The organism is Roseibium algicola, assembly GCF_001999245.1.
GTDB classification, from domain to species: Bacteria; Pseudomonadota; Alphaproteobacteria; order Rhizobiales; family Stappiaceae; genus Roseibium; species Roseibium algicola.
Window position 1 is genome coordinate 1,271,333 of the sequence record NZ_CP019630.1, and the last position, 22,213, is coordinate 1,293,545.

General features: G+C 59.2%; 19 protein-coding genes. 6 read left to right on the plus strand and 13 right to left on the minus strand.

From position 1 onward, the window contains the following. Positions 1 to 8 precede the first annotated feature (8 nt). Positions 9 to 995, minus strand: coding sequence for a TRAP transporter substrate-binding protein DctP (gene dctP, locus B0E33_RS05950; protein WP_023001933.1), 987 nt, complete (start codon positions 993 to 995; stop codon positions 9 to 11). 133 nt (positions 996 to 1,128) lie between these two features. Between dctP and B0E33_RS05955 the strand changes: the two genes are divergently transcribed. Beyond that, the gene (locus B0E33_RS05955) at positions 1,129 to 1,785 is read left to right on the plus strand and encodes a GntR family transcriptional regulator (protein WP_077290694.1); all 657 of its coding nucleotides are present in this window, start codon (positions 1,129 to 1,131) and stop codon (positions 1,783 to 1,785) included. A 6-nt stretch (positions 1,786 to 1,791) separates the two neighbouring features. Here B0E33_RS05955 and B0E33_RS05960 read toward each other — a convergent pair whose 3' ends face one another. Continuing rightward, complete coding sequence (locus tag B0E33_RS05960) at positions 1,792 to 2,727, minus strand: GlxA family transcriptional regulator (protein ID WP_208997770.1); 936 nt, start codon at positions 2,725 to 2,727, stop codon at positions 1,792 to 1,794. A gap of 402 nt (positions 2,728 to 3,129) precedes the next feature. On the opposite strand from B0E33_RS05960, the gene B0E33_RS05965 reads away from it, so the two are divergent. Next, on the plus strand, positions 3,130 to 3,723 hold the full coding sequence (locus tag B0E33_RS05965; protein WP_077290695.1) for a HupE/UreJ family protein: 594 nt from the start codon (positions 3,130 to 3,132) through the stop codon (positions 3,721 to 3,723). Between the two features lie 209 nt (positions 3,724 to 3,932). Here B0E33_RS05965 and nadC read toward each other — a convergent pair whose 3' ends face one another. The 3 genes from nadC to nadA form a co-directional block, all read right to left on the minus strand. Next, positions 3,933 to 4,796: a carboxylating nicotinate-nucleotide diphosphorylase gene (gene nadC, locus B0E33_RS05970; protein ID WP_077290696.1), complete on the minus strand. Its 864-nt coding sequence runs from the start codon at positions 4,794 to 4,796 to the stop codon at positions 3,933 to 3,935. A gap of 12 nt (positions 4,797 to 4,808) precedes the next feature. Next, positions 4,809 to 6,410 carry an L-aspartate oxidase gene (locus B0E33_RS05975; protein ID WP_077290697.1) on the minus strand — a complete coding sequence of 534 codons (1,602 nt, stop codon included), beginning with the start codon at positions 6,408 to 6,410 and terminating at the stop codon, positions 4,809 to 4,811. A gap of 99 nt (positions 6,411 to 6,509) precedes the next feature. Next, positions 6,510 to 7,592 (minus strand): quinolinate synthase NadA, encoded by a 1,083-nt coding sequence (nadA, locus tag B0E33_RS05980; protein WP_055657911.1) that lies wholly within the window; start codon positions 7,590 to 7,592, stop codon positions 6,510 to 6,512. Between the two features lie 462 nt (positions 7,593 to 8,054). Here nadA and B0E33_RS05985 point away from each other — a divergent pair, with 462 nt between their 5' ends. Continuing rightward, positions 8,055 to 9,290, plus strand: coding sequence for an MFS transporter (locus tag B0E33_RS05985; protein WP_077290698.1), 1,236 nt, complete (start codon positions 8,055 to 8,057; stop codon positions 9,288 to 9,290). A gap of 49 nt (positions 9,291 to 9,339) precedes the next feature. Here the strand turns inward: B0E33_RS05985 and B0E33_RS05990 are convergent, their stop codons facing one another. Beyond that, positions 9,340 to 9,747: a type II toxin-antitoxin system death-on-curing family toxin gene (locus tag B0E33_RS05990; protein ID WP_077290699.1), complete on the minus strand. Its 408-nt coding sequence runs from the start codon at positions 9,745 to 9,747 to the stop codon at positions 9,340 to 9,342. A 249-nt stretch (positions 9,748 to 9,996) separates the two neighbouring features. Further along, positions 9,997 to 12,084 (minus strand): glycine--tRNA ligase subunit beta, encoded by a 2,088-nt coding sequence (glyS, locus tag B0E33_RS05995; RefSeq protein WP_077290700.1) that lies wholly within the window; start codon positions 12,082 to 12,084, stop codon positions 9,997 to 9,999. A gap of 355 nt (positions 12,085 to 12,439) precedes the next feature. On the opposite strand from glyS, the gene B0E33_RS06000 reads away from it, so the two are divergent. Then, on the plus strand, positions 12,440 to 13,882 hold the full coding sequence (locus B0E33_RS06000; protein WP_208993386.1) for a putative bifunctional diguanylate cyclase/phosphodiesterase: 1,443 nt from the start codon (positions 12,440 to 12,442) through the stop codon (positions 13,880 to 13,882). Positions 13,883 to 13,891: 9 nt separating this feature from the next. Here B0E33_RS06000 and gltS read toward each other — a convergent pair whose 3' ends face one another. The 3 genes from gltS to B0E33_RS06015 all read right to left on the minus strand — a co-directional run bounded on the left by gltS (position 13,892) and on the right by B0E33_RS06015 (position 17,712). Next, entirely contained in the window at positions 13,892 to 15,112 is a 1,221-nt protein-coding gene (gene gltS / locus B0E33_RS06005) for a sodium/glutamate symporter (protein ID WP_077290701.1), read from the minus strand. A gap of 82 nt (positions 15,113 to 15,194) precedes the next feature. Continuing rightward, positions 15,195 to 17,141 (minus strand): DUF2207 domain-containing protein, encoded by a 1,947-nt coding sequence (locus B0E33_RS06010; protein WP_077290702.1) that lies wholly within the window; start codon positions 17,139 to 17,141, stop codon positions 15,195 to 15,197. A 10-nt stretch (positions 17,142 to 17,151) separates the two neighbouring features. Then, positions 17,152 to 17,712, minus strand: a complete 561-nt coding sequence (locus B0E33_RS06015; RefSeq protein WP_077293155.1) for a LemA family protein — start codon at positions 17,710 to 17,712, stop codon at positions 17,152 to 17,154. Between the two features lie 188 nt (positions 17,713 to 17,900). On the opposite strand from B0E33_RS06015, the gene B0E33_RS06020 reads away from it, so the two are divergent. Continuing rightward, positions 17,901 to 18,230, plus strand: a complete 330-nt coding sequence (locus B0E33_RS06020) for a hypothetical protein (RefSeq protein ID WP_077290703.1) — start codon at positions 17,901 to 17,903, stop codon at positions 18,228 to 18,230. 118 nt (positions 18,231 to 18,348) lie between these two features. Here B0E33_RS06020 and B0E33_RS06025 read toward each other — a convergent pair whose 3' ends face one another. Next, positions 18,349 to 19,290 (minus strand): glycine--tRNA ligase subunit alpha, encoded by a 942-nt coding sequence (locus B0E33_RS06025; protein WP_197923129.1) that lies wholly within the window; start codon positions 19,288 to 19,290, stop codon positions 18,349 to 18,351. 316 nt (positions 19,291 to 19,606) lie between these two features. Between B0E33_RS06025 and B0E33_RS06030 the strand changes: the two genes are divergently transcribed. Next, positions 19,607 to 20,998 (plus strand): MATE family efflux transporter, encoded by a 1,392-nt coding sequence (locus B0E33_RS06030; protein ID WP_208997771.1) that lies wholly within the window; start codon positions 19,607 to 19,609, stop codon positions 20,996 to 20,998. A 53-nt stretch (positions 20,999 to 21,051) separates the two neighbouring features. Here B0E33_RS06030 and B0E33_RS06035 read toward each other — a convergent pair whose 3' ends face one another. Together B0E33_RS06035 and B0E33_RS06040 are read right to left on the minus strand one after the other, a co-directional pair. Further along, positions 21,052 to 21,237 (minus strand): hypothetical protein, encoded by a 186-nt coding sequence (locus B0E33_RS06035; protein ID WP_023001949.1) that lies wholly within the window; start codon positions 21,235 to 21,237, stop codon positions 21,052 to 21,054. A 47-nt stretch (positions 21,238 to 21,284) separates the two neighbouring features. After that, positions 21,285 to 22,142 (minus strand): S49 family peptidase, encoded by an 858-nt coding sequence (locus B0E33_RS06040; protein WP_077293156.1) that lies wholly within the window; start codon positions 22,140 to 22,142, stop codon positions 21,285 to 21,287. Between the last annotated feature and the right edge of the window lie 71 nt (positions 22,143 to 22,213).

Sequence of the window (22,213 nt, forward strand, 5' to 3'; positions counted from 1 at the left end):
TCAGTCGCTTATTCGACGGCGAATGCCAGATCGAGAAGCTGCTGACCGTTCGGGGTTTCTTCCACGAACGCCTTGTAGGAGGTTTCCTTGGCAAGAGCCCGCCAGGCATCGAAGTCCGCTGCGGTCATTTCGGCGATTTCGACACCGTTCTCACGGAAGACTTCTGCAGAGGCCGCATCTTCCTTCTTGGCTTCTTCGAGATAGAAAGCCTGCGCCTTTTCAGAAGCCGCCAGCAGCGCTTTTTGCTGGTCTTCGGTGAGGCTTTCGAACTTGGCCTTGTTCATCAGGAGTGGCTGGTACATGAACCAGAGCGCATATTCGCCAGCCGGGGTGTAGCAGGATACCTGCTCGTAAATGCGATAGCTGACGAAGGACGAGGACGAGGTGTTGACCGCGTCCAGAACACCGGACTGCATGGCATTGTAGACTTCCGAAGACGCCATCGAGGCAATCGAAGCGCCTGCGCCTGCAAGCATCTGCTCAAAGGCCTTGCCCGCAGCGCGGGTCTGAAGGCCCGGCATGTCTTCCGGCTTGGTGATGCACTTGTCCTTGGCTGCAAAGCCGCCGGCCAGATAACCGTGCACCAGCACGATCACATCGTCCTCGGCCATGATTCCCTCAATGGCCTCCATGAACGGGCTTTCGTTCATGCGGGCCGCATGGTCATGGTTTTTCACCAGACCCGGCATCAGGGTGAGGTTATAGGCAGGTTGCTGGCCACCGGCATAGCTGAGCGGCAGAACGGTCATGTCCAGCAGACCGCGAGACAGCGGCTTATACTGTTCGCGCGCCTTCAAAAGCGACTGGGACGGGAAAATCTTGATGTCGAGATCGACACCGGCCGCCGCCACGTCGTCGGCAACCATCTGGGCCACCTTGTGGCGAACGTCGCCGGTGGACCACTGGTGAGACAGGCGCAGCTCGGTCGCGTTGGCGGTGAGCGCGCTGGCGAAAAGCGTCACGGCAGCAACCGACGCTGAGAATTTGAAGTTCATTTTTTCCTCCCTGATGGTTCCGGACGGGAACCGGAATTCGATCTTACCCTCATGTGATGTTTTTCTGTCAAGTCATTTTGTATACAAGACCGACAATATTGCGCGCGAAAAACTCCTATGCTAAATGCGAAACATGGAAAGAAAACGATCCGACCGCATCGCGGATGCGCTTGAAGGGCTGATTTTCGACGGCACTTTCGCCGATGGCGACAGGCTGGACGAGGTTCAGCTTGCGGGCCGGTTTTCGGTTTCCAGAACACCGGTCCGGGAAGCCCTTCACAGGCTTTCCCAGTCCGGTCTGGTCGTGCAGATACCCCGCCGCGGTGTGTTCGTCCGGCAACCCGGCCCGGTGGAACTGATCGAAATGTTCGAAGTGATGGCAGAGCTGGAAGCCGTGAGTGCGCGCCTGGCTGCCGCGCGTATTTCCGAAACTGCCCTTGCCGATCTTCACGCTGCGAACGAGCGTTGCAAACACGCCGTCGAGGCGCAGGACACGGATGGCTACTATCTGGAAAACGAACAATTCCACGCCATCATCTACCGCCAGTCAGGCAACCGTTTTCTGGAGCAGGAATGCCTTCGCCTTCAACGGCGTCTGCAGCCCTTCCGAAGGGTGCAGTTGCGCGTGCGCGGGCGCATGAAACAATCCATGGCCGAACATGAAGACGTCGTTGCCGCCATCGAGGCTGCCGACGGTGATCGGGCGGCGGCTGCCATCCGTCGGCACGTTTCCGTGCAGGGCGAGAAATTCCATCACCTGATGGCAAGCCTGAAGCCCGCAGCCGAGTAAGTCCGTCTAGAACTCGAAAACCCGGCCATGCTGCTGACGGTCCGCGGCAGGGCTTGTGCCGAGGGCTGACCGGTAGCGTTTCGAAAAATGGGATGCGCTGGCAAAGCCGCAGGCCATCGCGATGTCGATCATGCGCATTGAGGTGCGGCAGACGAGCTGGCGGGCAATGTCCAGACGAACCTTTGCGTAATATTCCTGCGGGCTGCACTTGAGATATTTCTGGAATTCCCGCTGCAACTGGCGGGGGCTGACGTCCAGTTTCTGCGCGATTTCCTGCAAGGAAAGCGGCTCGACGACGTTCTCCGTCATCAGGGCGATGCTGCTGCGCACCCGTTGCGAGACGGTTTCCAGATCATCACGCATGTGCTTGTGCTGCCGCTCATTGCCACTGCGCCAGTCGTGATGAAGGGCGATTTCGGCAACATCCGCAGCAACCGCGCCACCGTGGACCTGGGCCACGAAGCCGATCATCAGATCGAGCGCGGAGGTTCCCCCGGCGCAGGTCATGTACTTGCCGTCCGTCTGAATGAGACTGTCCACCAGCCGCGCATCGGGGAACCGCTCCTTGAAGAAATCGGCATATTCCCAGTGGATCGTGCAGTTCCTGTTGTCCAGCAGGCCGAAGTCGGCCAACACATAGGCACCAGTGCAGATGCCTGCGATCCGGCTGGAGCGGTTGGCCAGTTTCCGGATGGCAACCTTCTGGGCCAGTGTCAGCCCAATGCGTTCCACATCATCACTGCTGCAGACCGCAAGAAGATCCGGCCGTTCGACATCGCCGATGGCGCAGTCGGCCCGTATGGTGCTGCCGTTGCTGGCAATGGCATCGCTGCCGTCCAGACTGCAGCATCGATATGTGAAGGCCTTGCGTTTCAACACTTTGTTCGCGATCCGCAGAGGCTCGATTGCAGAGGCAAAGGAGAGCAGGGAAAAATTTCTCATGAGCAGAAAGCAGATCTCGACGGTTCGCGAGGCAAGCGCCTCTCCGCCGTCATCCCCTTCGCTTCGGCCGGGTGCCGGAGAGGATTTCTGCCCTGGGGAAATTTGTGCTTCGTCCAATCTAGCGCTCACAGGTATCCTGCCTTCACCATCTTGATCGGCTCGAACCGATCTTGAAGAACCTTCAGCCGGAAATTTAGCAGCCTGAAAAGCTGCTCCCTATCGGGAAACCGGACTACATTGTCGCAGTTCTTCCGGTGCGCTACCCGGCACACGCCTCACGAAAGAGACCGCCGTTGTGGTTTACAGGCTCCCAGAATCATCGATAGTACACGGGTCTTGAGCTCTTCATGAACGGTGCGACCCATCCCGGGGCACCGGAGTGACCAACCGAAGGAACATTTCATGCTCTACCGCCTCGGCCTTGCCACCGCATTCGGCCTGTTGACCGCCTCTCCCGCCCTTGCCCATCTGGATCCGTCAGAACACGGCTCCTTTGCCGCCGGCTTCACGCATCCACTGTTCGGTACCGATCACGTGCTGGCGATGATTGCCGTTGGCCTTTGGGCCGCCCTTCTTGGCGGGCGCGCCGTCTGGGCTCTGCCGACCGCCTTCGTCGGTGCGATGATCGTCGGTTTCCTGCTCTCGCTTGCCGGCGTTCCGCTGCCCTACGTCGAACCGTTCATTCTGACATCGGTCGTGGTTCTTGGTGTCGTCGTCGCCCTTGCCTTGCGCCTGCCACTTGGCGTGTGTGCGGCACTGGTGGGGGGGTTCGGCATTTGTCACGGCCATGCCCACGGCGGTGAAATCGGCTCGGCTGGCGAACTTTCCTATGCCGGTGGCTTTGTTTTGGCGACCGCACTCCTGCATGCGGCCGGGCTCCTGATTGGCTACGGCGCCAATGTGGCCACCCGGAACGATCCCGCGTGGGCACCACGCATCATTCGCAGCCTGGGTGTGCTGACGGCACTCGGCGGGCTGTATCTTGCAGCAGCGTAAGTTCGGTGACTGATTAAAACAGACGCGACTGTCGTCCCACTGCTCCCCCTCATCTGAGCATGCGCGCAGCGCTGTTTCGAAGGATGGCCGGCAAACTTCAGAGCAAGCGGCCCATCCTTCGAGATGGACCTGACGGTCCTTCTCAGGATGACGTAGAGACGGGATGGCAGACAGGGCAGAACACCGAACGGGTAGCCGGTAAAGGGATCTCAGCCGATCTCGATATCCAGACCCAGATCCAGAACCGGAGCCGAATGGGTGATCCAGCCTGAGGAGATCAGGTCAACCCCGGCTTCGGCGACGGCCTTGACCGTATCGAGCTCTATTCCACCGGATGCTTCCAGCAGAACCTTGCCTCCGGCCTTTGCAACAGCCTGCTTCAGGACTTTGGGCGGCATGTTATCGAGCATGACCACGTCAGGACCGGCGGCAAGTGCCTCGTCCAGCTGTTCCAGCGTGTCGACTTCCACCTCGATCTTCACCAGATGACCGGCGAAAGCCTTGGCGGCTTCGATGGCTTGCGTCACACCGCCGGCGACCGCGATGTGGTTGTCCTTGATCAGGATCGCATCGTCGAGACCGAAGCGATGGTTGGAACCGCCGCCACATTTGACCGCATATTTCTCGAACGCACGCAGACCCGGTGTCGTCTTGCGGGTGCAGACGATGTCCGCCTTGGTGTGTGCGATCAGATCGGCGAATTTCGACGTAGCCGTCGCAATGCCTGACAAGTGACCCAGGAAGTTCAATGCCACCCTTTCGGCAGCGAGAAGCGCGCGGGCTGGCCCCTCGATCCGGGCGACAACTGCCTTGGGCGACAACCGGTCACCATCTGCCAGAACGGCCTCGAAATGCAAACCGGCATCCGTCTGACGAAAGGCGCTTTCGGCGAAGGCTAATCCGGCGAGAACCCCCGGTTTGCGCGCGGCAATCACGGCGGAGGCTTTTGCATCCGGTGGCAGCGTTGCCTGGCTGGTGACGTCACCCGCCCGGCCCCAGTCTTCCAGAAGAGCGGCCTTGACGGCTTCATCCACCATCAGGCGTGGCAGCTCGGGCAAAAATCTACGGGTCATGCGCCTCTCCGGTCAGGCAGTTTCCAGGGCCTCAGCGGTGATGGCTTCGACTTCCTTCAAGGTGGTGTAGGAGCGGCTTGCCATGTCAGGGTTTTCCTGCGGGAAATCCTTGCGGAAATGCCCGCCACGGCTTTCCTCGCGCTTCAGTGCCGCCGCGGTGATGATACGCCCGGCGACCATCATGTTGAGGATCGACTGGCGCACGCAATTCTGTTCAACCTGCGCAATATCGGCAAGGGCCGTCTTGAGGCCGGCCGCGTCACGCAGCACGCCGACATTGCGCGCCAGTGTCTTGCGCAGAACGGTGATCGCTTCCCGCTCCTCGACGTTGCGCTGGCTCGGCAAGCCTGGAGCATCGTCCATCTCGTTCCAGTAGGCGCTGCGCGGGGTCGGCATCAGGCCCTGGATATCTTCCGCGATGCGCGCGGCAAAAACGACCGCCTCCAACAGCGAATTGGATGCCAGGCGGTTGGCGCCGTGGGCACCGGTTGAAGCCACTTCACCCGCGGCCCACAGACCGTCAAGCGACGTCCGGCCGTTGGCATCGGTCAGGACCCCGCCCATGTGGTAATGCTCCGCGGGCGCCACGGGCAGCAGATCCTTTGCCGGATCGATGCCCGCTGCGGAGGCTGCCGCGAAGACGGTCGGAAAATCGTCCTTGAACCTTTCGCCGATCGCTGTCCGGCAGTCGAGGAAGGCCCCCCGGCCTTCGGACACCTCCCGGTGAATGGCCCGGGCAACGATGTCGCGCGGCGCCAGTTCCAATTCCGGGTGAACACCTTCCATGAAGCGTTCGCCGTCCTTGTTGACGAGGGTGGCTCCCTCGCCGCGCAGGGCTTCGGTTGCCAGCGGTGCCGGATCCTTGCCGAGATCAAGCGCGGTCGGGTGAAACTGCACGAATTCGGCATCGGCAATCACCGCACCGGCGCGGGCCGCCATGGCAAGGCCATGACCGTTGGCTTCGTGCGGGTTGGTCGTCAGTTCGTAGAGGTGACCGATGCCGCCGGAAGCAAGCACCACGGCCTTTGCCGGGAAAATCAGCCGTTCCAGACCGCCACGCCGGCGCGCCAGGACCCCGGTTACATACCGTCCTTCGCCAATGAAGCTTTCGCCGATGTAGCCTTCCAGAATGCGGATCGACGGCGTCTTGCGAACAGCTGCGATCAGGGCATCCATGATCGCCCGGCCTGCCATGTCGCCGCGCACACGTACAACCCGGCTCTGGGAATGGGCGGCTTCGCGTGAAAACTTCAGCCGGCCTTCAAGATCCTGATCGAACGGAACGCCATAGGACAAGAGGTCATGAACCCGGGCACTGCCTTCGCGGGTCATCTCTTCGACGATCTTTTCCTCGCAAATGCCGCAGCCGGCGGCCAGCGTATCGTCGCGGTGTTTTTCCACCGAGTCCTGCTCGGAGATCGCAGCGGCAATACCGCCCTGCGCCCAGGCAGAGGACGCCCCTTGCCCGATCGGAGCGTTGGTGATGACGGTGACCGGGCGCGGGCTGAGCTTCAGCGCGCAGAAAAGGCCTGCCAGACCTCCCCCCAGAATGACGACATCATCCACATCCTTGCCTATATAGGCAGGTGCAAAATCCTCAACCGACACGGCCATGGGAAACTTCCTGGAACAGACGGGGCAAGAGCCCCAAAGAAACTCCCGGGCCGGCAGGCCCGGAAGCAATCGCATAGATGCGGTTTAGACCGAAGCCGGTCAGATTTTCAAGTTGATCATCCGCTCGACCGCGGTGCGGGCCCTGTCGGCCACCGCCGGGTCGACGACCACTTCCTCTTTCATCTCCAGAAGAGTGTCGAGGATCTTGTTCAGCGTGATCCGCTTCATGTGCGGGCAAAGGTTGCAAGGGCGGATGTAGTCGACACCCGGCGTTTCGCTGGCAACATTGTCCGCCATGGAGCACTCGGTGATCATCATCACCTTTTCCGGACGCTTTGTCTTGACCCAGTCGATCATGTGCGCGGTGGAACCGGCAAAGTCGGCTTCCGCGACCACTTCGGGCGGGCACTCCGGATGGGCAATGATCTTCACATTCGGTTCGATCTTGCGATAGTCGCGCAGCTCTTCCGCGGTGAAGCGCTCATGCACTTCGCAGGCACCGTCCCAGACCAGAACCTCGACGTCGGTCTTGTTGCCGACGTTTGCGGCCAGATACTTGTCCGGGATCAGGAACACCTTGTCGACGCCGAAGCTTTCCACGACCTGCAGCGCGTTGGAAGACGTGCAGCAGATGTCGCATTCCGCCTTCACGTCGGCAGACGTGTTCACATAGGTGATGATCGGGATGCCGGGGTTCCGCTCGCGCAGGGCCCGCACATCGGCACCGGTAATGGATTCAGCCAGCGAGCAGCCTGCACGCATGTCCGGGATCAGCACGGTCTTTTCCGGGCTCAGGATCTTCGAGGTCTCTGCCATGAAGTGCACGCCGCACTGGACGATGACTTCCGCATCGGTGCGGGTCGCCTCGATGGCCAGCTGCAGGCTATCGCCAACGATATCGGCAACACCATGGTAGATATCCGGCGTCATGTAGTTGTGCGCCAGGATAACCGCGTTGCGCTGCTTCTTCAGCTTGTTGATCGCATGGATGGTCGGCGCCAGAGCAGGCCATTCAATGGCCGGGATGATGTGCTTGACCTTCTCGTAGATCGGCGCAGTCGCCTCTGCGACCTCCGGCGTATAACGCAGGTCCGGGCGCTCCAGCTTGCCGAAACGCTCCAGTGCCGTCAGTCCGGCGGCAATCGGTGCTCCAACCGGTGCTTTGGTCTGGGCAATGGTCATGGCGACCTCCCTTTTTTGCGCGGCGCGAAGGGTATTTTGTGCCGCTATTTAATTATACTCAACTTGAGCATATCAGAGACAAAAGAAAACGGGCGGTGATGCCCATACTTTTGCTCTTTCGGAGTTTATATAGTCATGAGCAAATCGAAAATCTACAAAAATCCGAAAAATTCTCGCGCGGAATCCGATTTGCCTTTGTTTTCCTGAGCTTAAGACGCAACTTTTCCGTTTCCGGAAAGCCGGCTAACAATTATCGCCTTCACATACGAGATGCAAACGGCAAAACCAACCGTGCTCTCGCAACATCTGTTACTGTGTTTCCACCACAACGTGCAACTTGCTGACATGATCGAAGTTTTTCCGTTCCATTTGCAACGCTGATCAATCCATCAAAAATACGCGTTTTGAGATTGGCTCACTTCAGACTATTCCTATCGTAATATCACGATCAGAGACACGTCCATGACAACAGCTTCCTCCACCGGCCGGGTCGGCCCGAATATCCCGCTGGTGATTTCCTGCGGCTGTTTGATCGCCCTCATTTCGTTCGGGCCACGTTCTGCCATGGGCCTGTTCTTTCAGCCCATGACCGAGGCCAGGGACTGGAGCCGCGAGATCTTCGCACTGGCACTGGCGATCCAGAACCTTATGTGGGGCATCGGACAGCCGATCGCCGGCATGATGGCCGACCGGTTCGGAACCTGGAAGACCATGACACTTGGCGCAGTCCTCTACTGTGCCGGCCTTTTGCTGATGATCGACGCGGAAAGCACCGTCGCCCTGCACATTTCCGCAGGTGTGCTCATCGGGCTCGGCATTGCCTGTTCGTCCTTCTCGCTGGTTCTGGCGGCTTTCGGCCGTGCCGTCTCGCCTTCACAGAGAACACTGGCCTTTGGTATCGGCACAGCCTCCGGATCTCTCGGCCAGTTCCTGTTTGCCCCACTTGGCGGCACGCTGATTGCCAGCATCGGCTGGCAGCAGACCCTCATCGTCTTCGCCGGCCTTGTGGCAATTGTTCCACTTCTGGCGATCGCGCTCAGGGGCAAGTCGGAGCTGCCGAAAGATAGCAATCCGGCGAACGACCAGAAACTGTCCTCCGCCATTTCCGAAGCCTTCGGAACACGCGGATTTATCCTGCTCACCTTCGGCTTTTTCGTCTGCGGCTTTCACGTCGCCTTCATCACGGTTCACCTGCCGCCCTATATCGCCGACCTTGGCCTTGACCCCGCCTGGGGTGCCACGGCCATCGCCCTCATCGGTCTTTGCAACATCGCGGGCTCATTGCTGTCAGGATACATTTCCGGCCGCTATTCCAAGCCGATCTTCCTGTCGCTGATCTATCTCGGCCGCGCCGTCGCGATTTTCGCCTTCATCATGCTGCCGGTCACGCCCGCCTCGGTACTCGTGTTCTCCGGCGTGATGGGTCTCCTGTGGCTGTCGACCGTGCCACCGACATCGGGCCTCGTCGCCGTCATGTTCGGGCCGCGCTACATGGCAACCCTGTTCGGCTTCGTCTTCCTGTCGCACCAGGTCGGCTCGTTCCTGGGTGTGTGGCTCGGCGGCAAGATCTACGACGAAACAGGCTCCTATGACGCCATCTGGTGGCTGGGCATCGCCCTCGGCATCTTCGCCGCCATCGTGCATTGGCCGATCCAGGAAAAACCAGTTGACCGGCTCGCTGCTGCACCTGCCGAGTGAGGCGCTGCATCCAAGAAGCCGCGCTTCCACTTAATGGAAGCGCGGCCATTCAGGAAAGTTGTACTGAAAAGACAGAAAACACTGTCGCAAGCATCTGCAGGTTTATTCTGTCTGACATCAAAGCTTTTATATAGACGGCAAAAAACTCGTCAGCCGGCTCATTGAGCTTGATGCCGTTAAATTCAAGAAAAACTAGTGCTGCCATAAAAGCTATACGTTTATTGCCGTCCACTAAGGCATGCGCCTTGCCGATACCATAAACATATTCACACGAGAGCATAAAGAGGTTGGTTTCGCCTGCATAATGAAACCGATTTACAGGGCGCTCCAATGCAGCAGCCAATTCGTTTGGCCGCACCAATTCGACCCGATGCTTCGGATAGAGGTCCCCAACTGCTTGAATTATTTCTTCTGTTTCATCAAGTGACAACCAGACCGGCTCAATCAGTCTTGTCATTCACCAAGGGACTTCATTGTCGCCGCGAACCGGGTGTTGTTATCAACTACCATTTCGCGAATAGTACGACGCCTCGTTGCTTGATTGCTTGCGGGAGACGTTTTCTCTCCTTCAGCGAAAGCTTCCTCAGGTTGCATCGGTTCGTTTCTTCGACCGTCCGATCTCGTTTCCATCAACCCAAATATCCCTACTTCTATTTGGAATAGGATAACGCAAAATAATCCAATCCCAAAATTCTCAATCCTTTGCTTATCCCGCCACCTTCGAGAAGTCCGCCACGACGTGGGTCGCATCGCGGATTTCAGCAAGGAGCTGCAGGCGGTTCATGCGCAGCGTGGCGTCCTCGGCATTGACCAGGATATCGTCGAAGAAACGGTCGACCGGAGCACGCAATTTCGACAGCGCTTCCATTGCCCCTTCGAAGTTCTCGCTTGCCACGGCGTCGGCCGCTTCAGCCCGGGCCACATCGATGGCAGCGGCCAGATCGATTTCGGCCTGCTCCTGGAAGTGATCCGCATGCGGCTTGCCGGAAACAGGGCTACCGTCCTTCTTTTCCTCGGCCTTCAGAATATTCACCGCACGCTTGTAACCAGCCAGCAGGTTGGTGCCGTCGTCGGACGACACGAACTTGCCAAGCGCCTCGACGCGGCGAACCACCATCAGGAGATCGTCCTGGCCTTCCAATGCAAAGACCGCGTCGATCAGATCGTGGCGCGCGCCTTCATCCTTCAAGTGGACTTTCAGGCGATCGCCGAAGAAGGACAGCAGATCGGCAACAAGAGCTGCGGGATCGCTCGCTTCAACACCTTGAAGATCCAGAGCGGAACGAATGGCATCGCCCAGCCTGATCCTGAGGTTGTTTTCCAGAATGATCCGGATCACGCCCAGAGCCGCGCGGCGAAGCGCGTAAGGGTCCTTGGAGCCGGTCGGCTTTTCATCGATGGCCCAGAAACCTGCGAGAAGGTCCAGCTTTTCGGCAAGGGCCACGGCAACGGCGACCGGGTCGGTCGGCACGCTGTCACTTGGTCCCTGCGGCTTGTAATGCTCTTCGATAGCCGTTGCCACCGACGCATCCTCGCCCTGGGCTGTTGCATAGTAGCGGCCCATGAGGCCCTGCAATTCCGGGAATTCGAACACCATGTTGGAGACAAGGTCCGCCTTGGCGAGTTCCGCCGCGCGTCTGGCCTTGGTTTCATCCGCCCCGGCAACCGTAGCCAGTTCGGCCGAAAGCGCGATCAAACGCTTCACCCGCTCGCCAACGCTGCCGAGCTTTTCGTGAAACTTGACTTCATCCAGCTTGGGCAGGTTGTCCGAAAGCTTCGACTTCAGGTCGGTTTCCCAGAAGAAGCGGGCATCGGACAGGCGTGCGCGGATAACCTTCTCGTTTCCGGCCACGATCAGCTTGCCGCCATCGTCGGCAATGATGTTGGAAATCAGAACGAACTTGTTGGCAAGGCGCCCGGTGGCCGGGTTCTTCAGCACGAAGCACTTCTGGTTGACCTTGATGGTCAGCTGAATGCACTCGTCCGGGATCGTCAGGAAATCCTCGTCGAAGCTGCCCGTCAGCACCACAGGCCATTCAACCAGCCCGGCAACCTCTTCCAGAAGACCCGGATCCTCCACCAGATCGAGGCCTAGCGCCAGCGCACAATCCTTGGCGTCATTCTGGATGATGTCCTTGCGGCGGTCGGCATCCAGCACGACCTTGTGCTTCTCAAGCGAAGGCGCATAGTCGTCGAAACGGCGCACGTCGAAGGCCTCATCCGCCAGGAAGCGGTGGCCGCGTGTGGTCTTGCCCGCCTTTATGCCATCGAATTCGAACGGAACCACGTCCGGTTCTTCCGTTTCAGGACCGAAGGTCGCGACGATTGAGTGCAGCGGCCGCACCCAGCGTGTGGATCCAGTGCCCCAGCGCATGGCTTTCGGCCAGGGGAAGTTGCGCAGGATGCCCGGCATGAACTCGGCAATGACGTCGATCGCCGAACGGCCCGGCTTTTCGATCACCGCAACGTAGAAATCGCCCTTTTTCGGGTCCGTCTGAATGGTCGCCTGATCGATCGACGTCAGCCCGGCGCCTCTCAGGAAGCCTTCCAGTGCCTTTTCGGGAGACCCGACGCGCGGTCCCTTGCGTTCTTCACGCGTGGCGGCAGAGCCAGCGGGAACACCGGCAACATGCAGGGCCAGACGCCGCGGTGTCGCGAAGGCCTTAGCACCCTCATAGGGCAAACCGGCATCCACCAGGGCATTGGTCACGAGAGATTTCAGGTCTTCGGCCGCCTTGCGCTGCATGCGGGCCGGAATCTCTTCGCTGAAAAGTTCAAGCAGAAGATCGGGCATGGATATCTGGACCTTTGGTCTGGTGGAATAACACCGGAAACGGTTTGCGCCGTCCGTTACCAAGACAACGGAGACTTGTCACCCCCTTTCGCGGAACCGGACAACGGGCGACCTGCCCATTTTGACGCCAGTCCGTCTGCTTTGTTTCACTCTTCTTCAAGGATTGCATGTGAAACTGCGCGACTTGTTAGCAGTTGTATGTATTGGGACCGACCTTGTGGCGAACCGGGAAGTTGCAGACAACAGATATATGACACGATCTATAGTTGCGTTACTTGCGATAGTTCTTGTCATTTTTACTGGGGTTAAGGTCCTTCCAGTACTTTTCCCGACCTACCAAATTCATAATTCGCAAATGACGTTCGACGTGGTCACCAGCCTCCTTCTGGGCATCGCCATCTTCAGTCTGGGATATGGCACGTGGGCAACGCGCCGTTTGCGCAAGGAGCTGAAGGCAAGATCGTCGGCTCATTCCGAAGCCCTGGCCCTTGCCCAGCACGACCCGCTGACCGGGCTGCCAAATCGCCGCCGGCTGCTGGAGGCCTTTGCCGATCTGACCCGTGAGGTGAAGCCTGACTGCTTTCGTGCCGTAATGATGCTCGACCTTGACGGGTTCAAGCCGATCAACGACGTCTATGGTCATGCCTTTGGCGACAATCTGCTGCGAAGCTTTGCCGACCGACTGGCCGAAACTCTCGGCAAGGAAGGCATTGTCGCCCGTCTCGGAGGGGACGAATTTGCCATCGTCTCCCCTGTGTTCAAGGACAAATCCGAGGCAGCCGGCTTCGCCAGGCGACTGTTGACGCGGATCAACGATCGTTTCGAGTTCGGCGACCGCCAGATTTCCATCGGCACCGGTATCGGCATCGCGCTTTATCCCCATGACGGCCACGCGGTCACGGAGCTATTGCGCCGGGCCGATATTGCCCTTTACCGGGCCAAATCCTCTGGGCGCTCGACCTACCGGTTCTTCGAGGTCGACATGGATGCCTCGATCCTGCATCGCACGCTACTGGAACAGCGTCTGCGCCGCGCAATTTCGGAACATGAGGTGAAGGCCTATTACCAGCCGATCCTGGACATGGATTCCGGCCGCATCGCAGGCTTCGAAGCCCTTGCACGCTGGACCGATGCCGATTTCGGCAAGGTACCGCCGCTGCAGTTCATCCCGATTGCCGAAGACTGCGGCATCATCTCCGAGCTGACCCAGCATCTGCTGGAGGACGCCTGCAAGGTCGCTACCACCTGGCCGGACGATCTCTACCTGTCCTTTAATCTGTCGCCGGTGCAGTTGCAGGATCCGGCCTTGCCGACCCAGATCAATGCCATCTTGAAGAAATTCGAATTTCCGCCCAGACGGCTGGTGCTGGAGATCACCGAAACGTCGCTGGTGAAGAACCCGGAATCGGCCAAACGCATCCTGACCGAGCTGACGGAAGCCGGCATTTCCATTGCGCTCGACGATTTCGGCGCAGGCCATTCCAGCCTGAGCTATCTGCGCGATTTCCCGATCAAGAAGGTCAAGATCGACAAGTCCTTCACCGAACGCATGCTGGAAGACAAGCAGTGTGCCGCCATCGTCGAGGCCATACTGGTCCTGTCCAAGGGGCTAGACATCGACGCTGTCGCGGAAGGGATCGAGGAAAGCGCGGTCCATGACGCGTTGAATTCCAACGGCTGTCACTACGGTCAGGGCTTCCTTTATGCAGCGGCCGTTACTTCAGACGAAGCCTGCAGTCTGCTGGAATCCCAGGTCGACGGACGGTTTCCCTTCAGCGAGAAGACAGACGCCGCCTGACCGCGCCCCTCATCCTCCGAGAAACAGAAGGATGATGACCGCATTGGCCAGATCTACAAAGAATGCGGACACGAGTGGCAGGATCAGGAATGCCTGGGTTGCCGGGCCGAAGTGTTTGGTGATTGCGGTCATGTTGGCAATGGCCGTCGGTGTCGCGCCCAGTGCAAACCCTGCAAAGCCCGCCCCCAGCACCGCCGCGTTGTAGTTCCGGCCCATCAACGGATAAAGCGCCAGGATGATGAAGGCGGCCGCAACGACGACCTGCGTGAAAAGAATGAGCAGCATCGGCCCCGCCAGTCCCGCAATGGTCCACAGCTGCAGGCTCATGAGTGACATCGTCAGAAAAATGCCAAGTGCAAGGTCCGACAAGACCGCCAGGGACTTGGACCGGGCCGGCCAGGTCATTTTCGGAAAGACCAGCGGCACGGTGTTTGACAGCACGATGCCACAGAAGAGACAGCAGACGAACACCGGCAGATCGAGGCCTATTCCCGCGCTTAAGGCTTCCTGAAGCGCGACGCCGAGGCCAATGGCGATGTTGAGAACCAGCAGCGAGCGCATCAGCCCGGTGTGGGTCACGCTCGTGTCTGCCTCTCGTTCCATCTCAAGGCCGATCATGGGGGCTTCTTCCGGGCGGTTCGGATCCGGTTTGCCACCCCGTTTTTCGATCAGAAACTTGCCCACCGGACCACCAAGAAGGCTGGCGGCGATCAAGCCGAGCGTTGCCGTCGCAGCACCGATGTCGACCGCCCCTGGAACGCCATAGTCGGTGGCCAGCTTCGGCCCCCACGCAATTGCCGTGCCGTGGCCGCCAACCAGCGAAATGGTGCCTCCAAGAAGGCCGAACCCTGTGGGCAGACCCAGCGCCGCCGCAATGCCTGAGCCGACAGCATTCTGCAGCAGCATGTAACAGACGGTGAGCATCAGCAGGATCAGAAGCGGCTTGCCCCCCTTGGCCAGGTCCATGAAGCGGGCGTTCAAGCCGATTGCCGTAAAGAAGCAATACAGCAGGTAATCACGCGACTGCAGGGAGAACCCGATTTCCGTTCCAAGCCCCAGGTAGACTACGAGGGACAGGAACGCGACAAGCAGGCCGCCTGATACCGGTTCCGGAATGTTGAACCTGTCCAGAACCAGAATCTTCTTGTTCAGCCGCACGCCCAGGAAATAGACGAGGATTGCCAGATTGAAGCTGACAAACTCCGTTAGCGTGATTGTTTCGCCGGCCATCCGCACCCCCGCTCCTGCTTGATGCTTCCACTATGCCGTTCGAAGCAGCTTGCGCAAGGCGGAGCTGACGATCCTCAGCTCGTTACCAGCCGCCGCCACCGCCACCGCCGCCACCGCCGCCGGAAAAGCCGCCGGAGGAACCCGACGATCCGGAGCTGGAGGATTTCGGAGCTGGCAGAGACGACTGGAAGGAGCCAGCCATGGAACTTGCCGTCCGGCCGAGGCTGTCGGACACGTGCCGGGCATCGAAGTGATTGCCGGAGTACCAGCCCGGATGGTAGCTGGCGGCCGCAGCCGCCCCGGCAGCGGTTGTCAGCCAGGCCTCGAAGGCCTTTGCCCAGGGCTTTTCGACGCCAAGCGCAACGGCGTAGGGCAAAAGCTCCTCGAAATGATCCGTGCTCATATCCGGAAGCTTTTCCATATTGAGCCGCTCCTTTTCCGCCACGCTCAGATACATCCGAAGACCCTCGATTTCATCGAGAGCCTGGCGGCCGATTGCCGTCGGTGCGCCGATCAGGAAAAAGAACAGGATGTTGAGGGCAACCAGCGCCACCGCGATGAACGGCAGAACAGGCAAGGAATCCACACCGCCATTCACATGGAAGGCACCGAAAGCTGCCCCTGATATTGCGAGACCAAAGACTATGAAGATCAGCGCCATACGCAGTTTCATGCTGGCGAAGCGGAAGATGGCCCTCCCCAGATTGACTGAAATGACGGTCGCAAAAACGGAAAAGACCAGAAAGACGATGACGAACCCTTCCTGACCCGGCTGCAGTCCACCGAAAGCCAGCAGCGCGACAATGGTAACCAGGCTTAGTATGAACCCGGGAATGAGATAGCCCCTGTTCGCCCTGAAAAAGACGTTTCGGCTCTCCCGCTCGATAGCCGCCCGGAATTTTTTCCCCAGCGCCTGGATAGAGGTGCCGTTGTCCTTGTTGAGGGTCAACGGACTCCCCCGTCCGCTTAGCCAGTCCTCAAGCGCAGCTTCGCCCCTGGGCAGCCCGAAGCCCGGGATCTGACCTTCCCGTCCTTTCCGGTTCAGAACCAGAGTTGTATCGCCATCCGTCTCTTCAAGTCGCAAGCGTTTCTTGACCGCGAGGTTGAGGCAGGCTGCAGACAGGGCCACCCAGCCACCATCCCCGAATCCTCGGTTGACAATGTATTTGGCAAGAGCCGGCGAGATGCCGGAAGGCGGTGAAAACCTCGGGAAAACAACACCTTCAGAAGGATCCTGGCCAACCATCCACCAGGCTGCGAAATAATAAAGCAGCACCAGCAGCACCCCGGCTCCTCCGATCAGCTCCGATCTGTAGTCCTCGACGAAATACTCCAGCTGTTCGGCTTCCGTAGGCGCTGCAATTGCGCCTTTCGGAAGGCTGACGTTGATCGACAAGCCTTCGTAGGCCCCCAGAACCTCGGTTGTCCGGAAGATAATCTCAGAACCACCCTGGGCGCTCTGTGCCTCAAAGGCATTTCCGGTTTCGCCATAGCCGCCCGTATAGGCCGTCCATGCGCTGGCTTTCACCCCTTCCGGCAAAACGACCCGCGCGATGGCCTCATCAACGGGGAAGATCCATTCGTTGCCGGTCGCGTTCCAATAGACCTCGTCATGGTCTTCAAAGAAACGGATTTGCCGATTGGTTTCATAGGTGAAGGTGTAGGTGTAGTTGCCCGGTGACAGGAAGGTGTTCTCGTCCCCCACATAGATCCGCGCACCCTGGCTGTTCTCGTTGGTGTGGTAGGAGGCCGGAGCGCCGTCCTGCAGCACCGAGAGCAACTTGAAGCCGGCCTTGTAGATGCGCCCGTTTGCACCTTCCACCGCAAGCGGGATATCGCGGAAAATGCCCCGCTTGATCTGATCGCCTTCCGCACTGACGGTAATCGTTTCGGTAACCGTCAGCGTGCCATTGCTCGCAACGTCAATATCGGAAACGAACTTCAAGATGCGTTCGTCTGCTTGCGCGCAAAGTCCGGCAGTCAGCAGGACGAAGACGGCCAGGATGCCGGCGGAGATCCGGTTCAGCATTGCGCGCACCTCAGAACTGAACCTTGGGAACCGCGCGGTCAGCCTCGTCTTCGATTTCGAAGTACTCGGCCTTTTCGAACTTGAACTGGTTGGCAATCAGATTGGATGGGAAGCTCTCGACCGCAACATTCAGGTTCCGGACCGCGCCATTGTAATAACGGCGCGCCATCTGGATGGCGTTTTCGATCTCGTCCAGCGAATTGTGAAGGTCGGAAAAGTTCTGACTTGCCTTCAGGTCTGGATAGGCTTCCGCAACTGCAAACAGGCGACCGAGAGCATGACTGAGTTCTCCTTCTGCCTTTGCACGGCCTGCAACGTCGTCCTTCGGCACTGCCGAAACTTGCGCGCGCATGCTGGTCACGGCCTCGAGCGCTTCCTTTTCGTGCGAGGCGTAGCCTTTCACGGTCTCGACAAGGTTGGGAATGAGATTTGCCCGCCGCTTGAGCTGGACATCGATGCCGCTCCAGCCCTCCTCGACCATCTGCCGTTTCTTGACAAGTCCGTTGTAAAGAACGATCGCAAAAACAGATAGCGCAACCAGCGCTGCAAGAAAGAACCAGGACAAGACAATCACCTCCAGAAAATGTGTTCTGGAAGCTAACCGGGAGGTGCTGACTTGTCATCTTCTTCAAGCGACCGACGCCTGAATTGAGTCATTCTGTAATCTTCGACACAGGATTGCAGATAAGCTTGGGCAAGCTTGCCTGAAACGCCTGAACGAAAGGTCGGCCACCAATGTGCGTCTTGCAACTTTGCAGAATGATCCCGGTACTTGCGGTGCTGCTGTTGGTGCTGGCAACGCAAGAGGCCCATGCCTCGCTTGCTGACCAATATCGCTGTTCGAATGGCGATCTGGTCTTTCACGTCATCTTCAACCCGCAGGAACCGGGGCCCGCGACGCTTTCCGGACCTGTTGGCGGAAAGGCACATACGCAAGTCCTGCTTGACCCGGTTCCGGGCGCTTCGGGAGAAAGTTTCGAGCGGGGAAACACCCGGTTTTCCGGCAATCGACAGGCAAGCCACCTGGACATCGGCGACATGCGCTTCGCCTGTGAACTGGAGCCCGAGCCGGGCTCGGAACCCGAGTGAGCCTTCACAGGTTGCTGGTAGCGGTAAAATGAACAACCTGGATATTGCCTGACGAAAACGGGGCCAACCTGGCCCCGCATTCGATTGATCAAAAAGATCCGCCTCAAGCCGGAATGCGTTATTCCGCAGCCTGGTTGTGATAGCCGACACCGCCGGCTTCCGTTTCAAGGAAGGCAGCGCCGCAGGCCTTGGCCAGTTCGCGGACACGCAGGATATAGCTCTGGCGCTCGGTCACGGAGATGACGCCGCGCGCGTCGAGCAGGTTGAAGGCATGGCTGGCTTTGATGCACTGGTCATAGGCTGGCAGCACCACCTGATGGACATTGGCACCGGCAGCTTCACGAGCTTTCGCACCGGCTTCCAGCAGTGAACGGCATTCGGCTTCGGCATCCTTGAAATGGCGGAACAGCATTTCGGTGTCCGCGTGCTCGAAATTGTGCCGCGAGTATTCCTGCTCGGCCTGCAGGAAAACATCGCCATAGGTGACCTTGGCATCGCCTTCCATGCCGTTGTAGTTGAGGTCATAGACGTTATCGACGCCCTGAATATACATCGCCAGGCGCTCAAGGCCGTAGGTCAGCTCGCCGGAGACGGGCGAGCATTCAAAGCCTGCCACCTGCTGGAAATAGGTGAACTGGGAGACTTCCATGCCATCGCACCAGCATTCCCAGCCGAGGCCCCAGGCCCCCAGGGTCGGGCTTTCCCAGTCGTCTTCCACAAAGCGGATATCGTGCAGCTTCGGGTCAAGGCCGATCGCGTAGAGCGAATTCAGATAGAGCTCCTGAAGGTTTGCCGGTGACGGCTTCAGGATCACCTGGAACTGGTAGTAGTGCTGCAGACGGTTCGGGTTCTCACCATAACGGCCGTCGGTCGGGCGGCGCGACGGCTGCACATAGGCAGCCCGCCACGGACGCGGGCCGAGTGAACGCAGCGTGGTCGCCGGGTGGAACGTACCGGCGCCGACTTCCATGTCGTAAGGCTGAAGCACAACACAGCCCTGGTCGGCCCAGTAGCGCTGCAGGGTCAGGATCAGGCCTTGAAAGGAGTTTTCCGGCCGCATGTGCGCCGGCAGGGTTTCAGTCGACATGAAGATGTTCCGCGAATATGGCTGTGCCCGGCGTGCACGTATCGCCGGTTTGGGCGACAGGTGCCACGATGTCGGGGCAAGGTCAAGGCGAAGCGGGCGTGGCGGTTTCAGATTGACGGAGCGCCGGCACCAAGGTATCCCTCGCACCGGCTTCAGAATGCCTGCCGCTCGCGGACGACAGTCACGGTGAAATTCTGGTCTTCAAGACTTTCTGTTCCCCACGCATTTCGCGCTGGTGGCAATGCGAGCCCCTCCTTCCCGATCGAAATGCCCATTGATGGAGAACGGAATGTCTTCCGACATATCCCGGCCCAACGCCTATACGCATGGGCCAATCCTTCCGACCCTGGCCAGAACCGCCTTGCCCATCATCCTGGTGATGAGCATGAACGGGTTGCTGACCGTGGTCGATGCCATATTCCTCGGCCTTTTCGTCGGGCCGGATGCCCTCAGCGCCGTCACGCTGATGTTTCCTGCCTATATGCTGCTTGCGGCGTTGGCGACACTTGTTGCCAGCGGCATGTCCAGCGTGCTCGCCCGCAAACTCGGAGCCGACCTTCGTGCCGAAGCCGAAGCGGTTTTTGCCGGTGCCCACGGCCTGGCACTTGCCATCGCTGGCATCGTGATCGCCCTCTTCCTGGGTGTAGGTGACGGCCTCACCCGGGCCGCCGCTGACGGTTCAGTGGAGATTGCCGGTATGAGCCATACCTACATGGCCATCACGGTTGCCTTCACACCACTGATGTTCGTGCTGTCGGTAAATGCTGACGCGCTGCGCAACGAAGGCCTCGCGGTTGTAATGGCAGGCTTCAGCCTGCTTGTTTCGCTGGCCAACATCGCCTTCGATTATCTGCTGATCGCGGTCTACGATTACGGTGTTGCCGGTAGTGCGGCCGGAACCGTGCTGGCACAGGCGATGGCGCTTGCAATCATGCTGGGTCTAAGACTGAGCGGGAAAACGGAATTGTCACCGTCCGCGCTCCTGCGATATCCGCTGACATCTTTCTGGCGCGATATCCTGATGCTTGGTGCACCTCAGAGCCTCAGCTTCATCGGCATCGCGCTGGGCTCCGCCGCAACCATCGCCGCACTGCAGACGGCCGGTGCCAGCGGTTACGAGGCAACGGTCGCCGCTTTCGGGATCGTTACCCGGGTCATGACCTTCTGCTATCTGCCTCTCCTGGGACTTGCCCAGGCGCTACAGTCCATGATCGGAAACAATATCGGGGCAGGTCTGTGGCATCGCTCGGACAGCACCTTGCGGGCTGGCCTGGTTGTGGCCCTTGTCTACTGCGGCCTTGCGGAACTCGTGCTCACGCTGTTCTCACACCAGGTCGGTTTCGCATTTGTCGACGATCCAGGCGTGGCGGCGGAAGTCGGCCGGATCCTTCCGGTGATAATGGCGCTCTACTTTGTCGCGGGGCCGCTGTTCATGGTTGCGACCTACTTTCAGGCGCTCGGAGATGCGGCTCGGGCAGCTCTGCTGAGCCTCGCCAAACCCTATGCTTTCTTTCTGCCGCTGGTGTTCCTGATGCCGGTCTATTTCGGAGAGGGCGGCATCTGGCTGTCCAGTCCGCTGGCGGAACTGATGCTGCTGGTGGTGACGCTGGTCCTGCTCGGTATTACCGCGCGCACCGGGACAGCGCGCTGGGGACTTTTCCGGGCGGTACCGGCAAATTGAAACCGCTGAAACAAAGCACCTGACGGCGGGCGGGCAAACTGCCCGCCGTTGCGTCAGGCTTGCGGACGGTACTTGCCGCTGACCGGGTCAAGCACAAGCTTGGCACCGCGGCCATTGGGATCGGCTTTTGCAGCTGCCCTGGAAATCTGGTTTTCAACCTCGGCCATCTTGCGCTTCACGCGCTGCACGATCCAGTAACCTCCCACGGCCAATGCGGCGACGCCTATCAATTCGGTCATGTTTTTTCCCCTTGCTCACCCGATTTTCACACAGGCATTGTGCCTTTTTAAAGGCCGTAGCGCATCCACATTGCCCGTTCCTCGACAGAGGAGATCAACTCCTCGCCGACCCCGTCCAGCAGTCGGCCCTTTGCAAGGCCGACACCAAGCCCGGCCTTGCGGCCAAAAAGGCCACGCGGTGCAGAAATCAATTTTGGCTCGGCCTTGTCACCGTACCGGTCCTTGATCACTTCGCGCAGGTCGCCGATCGCGTCGACCAACCCAAGCTGAACACCGGTGCGCCCGGTCCAGAACTTGCCCGTGAAAAGATCCGGATCATCTGCGAGCACGTCACCGCGACGCGATTTCACCATGTCGATGAAGGTCTCGTGGATCTCGAGCTGCAGGCTCTTGATGTATTCGATGTCTTCCGGCACTTCCGGCTGGAAGGGATCGAGGGTCACCTTCTTTTCACCTGCGGTATAAACGCGCCGATCAACGCCGATTTTCTTGATCATCTCCGTGAAGCCGAACCCGGCTGCAACCACACCGATCGAGCCGACGATGGACGACGGATCGACAAAGATCTCGTCCCCTGCGAGCGCAATCATGTAACCGCCGCTGGCAGCCACATCCTCAACGAAAACCAGAACGTCCTTCTCGTTTTCCTTGGCCAGGTCCCGGATCCGCTTGAAGATGAGCCTCGATTGAACGGGCGAGCCACCCGGCGAATTGACCATCAGGGCCACCGCCGGTGCTTTCTTCATCGAGAAGGCTTTTTCCAGGGGGATGGACGCGGTCGCCAGGGACAATCCGGACTTCAGCGGCCCACCGCCACCGATTGCCCCATGCAGGCGCACGACCGGAATGACAGGCTTATCGTTTCGAAAGGGTTTGGGAAGAAACCGGCGAAGGGATGAAATCACGCGCAATAGGCCCTGAAAGAGTTCACAAACTCCATCCGATATATGTACGCAAAGCCCGCTTGCAAAGACTC

What these genes read in the sequence shown, in the direction of transcription:
- dctP (WP_023001933.1), bottom strand. Translation starts at nt 995, where the DNA reads ATGAACTTCAAATTCTCAGCGTCGGTTGCTGCCGTGACGCTTTTCGCC.
- B0E33_RS05955 (WP_077290694.1), top strand. Translation starts at nt 1,129, where the DNA reads ATGGAAAGAAAACGATCCGACCGCATCGCGGATGCGCTTGAAGGGCTG.
- B0E33_RS05960 (WP_208997770.1), bottom strand. Translation starts at nt 2,727, where the DNA reads ATGAGAAATTTTTCCCTGCTCTCCTTTGCCTCTGCAATCGAGCCTCTG.
- B0E33_RS05965 (WP_077290695.1), top strand. Translation starts at nt 3,130, where the DNA reads ATGCTCTACCGCCTCGGCCTTGCCACCGCATTCGGCCTGTTGACCGCC.
- nadC (WP_077290696.1), bottom strand. Translation starts at nt 4,796, where the DNA reads ATGACCCGTAGATTTTTGCCCGAGCTGCCACGCCTGATGGTGGATGAA.
- B0E33_RS05975 (WP_077290697.1), bottom strand. Translation starts at nt 6,410, where the DNA reads ATGGCCGTGTCGGTTGAGGATTTTGCACCTGCCTATATAGGCAAGGAT.
- nadA (WP_055657911.1), bottom strand. Translation starts at nt 7,592, where the DNA reads ATGACCATTGCCCAGACCAAAGCACCGGTTGGAGCACCGATTGCCGCC.
- B0E33_RS05985 (WP_077290698.1), top strand. Translation starts at nt 8,055, where the DNA reads ATGACAACAGCTTCCTCCACCGGCCGGGTCGGCCCGAATATCCCGCTG.
- B0E33_RS05990 (WP_077290699.1), bottom strand. Translation starts at nt 9,747, where the DNA reads ATGACAAGACTGATTGAGCCGGTCTGGTTGTCACTTGATGAAACAGAA.
- glyS (WP_077290700.1), bottom strand. Translation starts at nt 12,084, where the DNA reads ATGCCCGATCTTCTGCTTGAACTTTTCAGCGAAGAGATTCCGGCCCGC.
- B0E33_RS06000 (WP_208993386.1), top strand. Translation starts at nt 12,440, where the DNA reads ATGACGTTCGACGTGGTCACCAGCCTCCTTCTGGGCATCGCCATCTTC.
- gltS (WP_077290701.1), bottom strand. Translation starts at nt 15,112, where the DNA reads ATGGCCGGCGAAACAATCACGCTAACGGAGTTTGTCAGCTTCAATCTG.
- B0E33_RS06010 (WP_077290702.1), bottom strand. Translation starts at nt 17,141, where the DNA reads ATGCTGAACCGGATCTCCGCCGGCATCCTGGCCGTCTTCGTCCTGCTG.
- B0E33_RS06020 (WP_077290703.1), top strand. Translation starts at nt 17,901, where the DNA reads ATGATCCCGGTACTTGCGGTGCTGCTGTTGGTGCTGGCAACGCAAGAG.
- B0E33_RS06025 (WP_197923129.1), bottom strand. Translation starts at nt 19,290, where the DNA reads ATGCGGCCGGAAAACTCCTTTCAAGGCCTGATCCTGACCCTGCAGCGC.
- B0E33_RS06030 (WP_208997771.1), top strand. Translation starts at nt 19,607, where the DNA reads ATGTCTTCCGACATATCCCGGCCCAACGCCTATACGCATGGGCCAATC.
- B0E33_RS06035 (WP_023001949.1), bottom strand. Translation starts at nt 21,237, where the DNA reads ATGACCGAATTGATAGGCGTCGCCGCATTGGCCGTGGGAGGTTACTGG.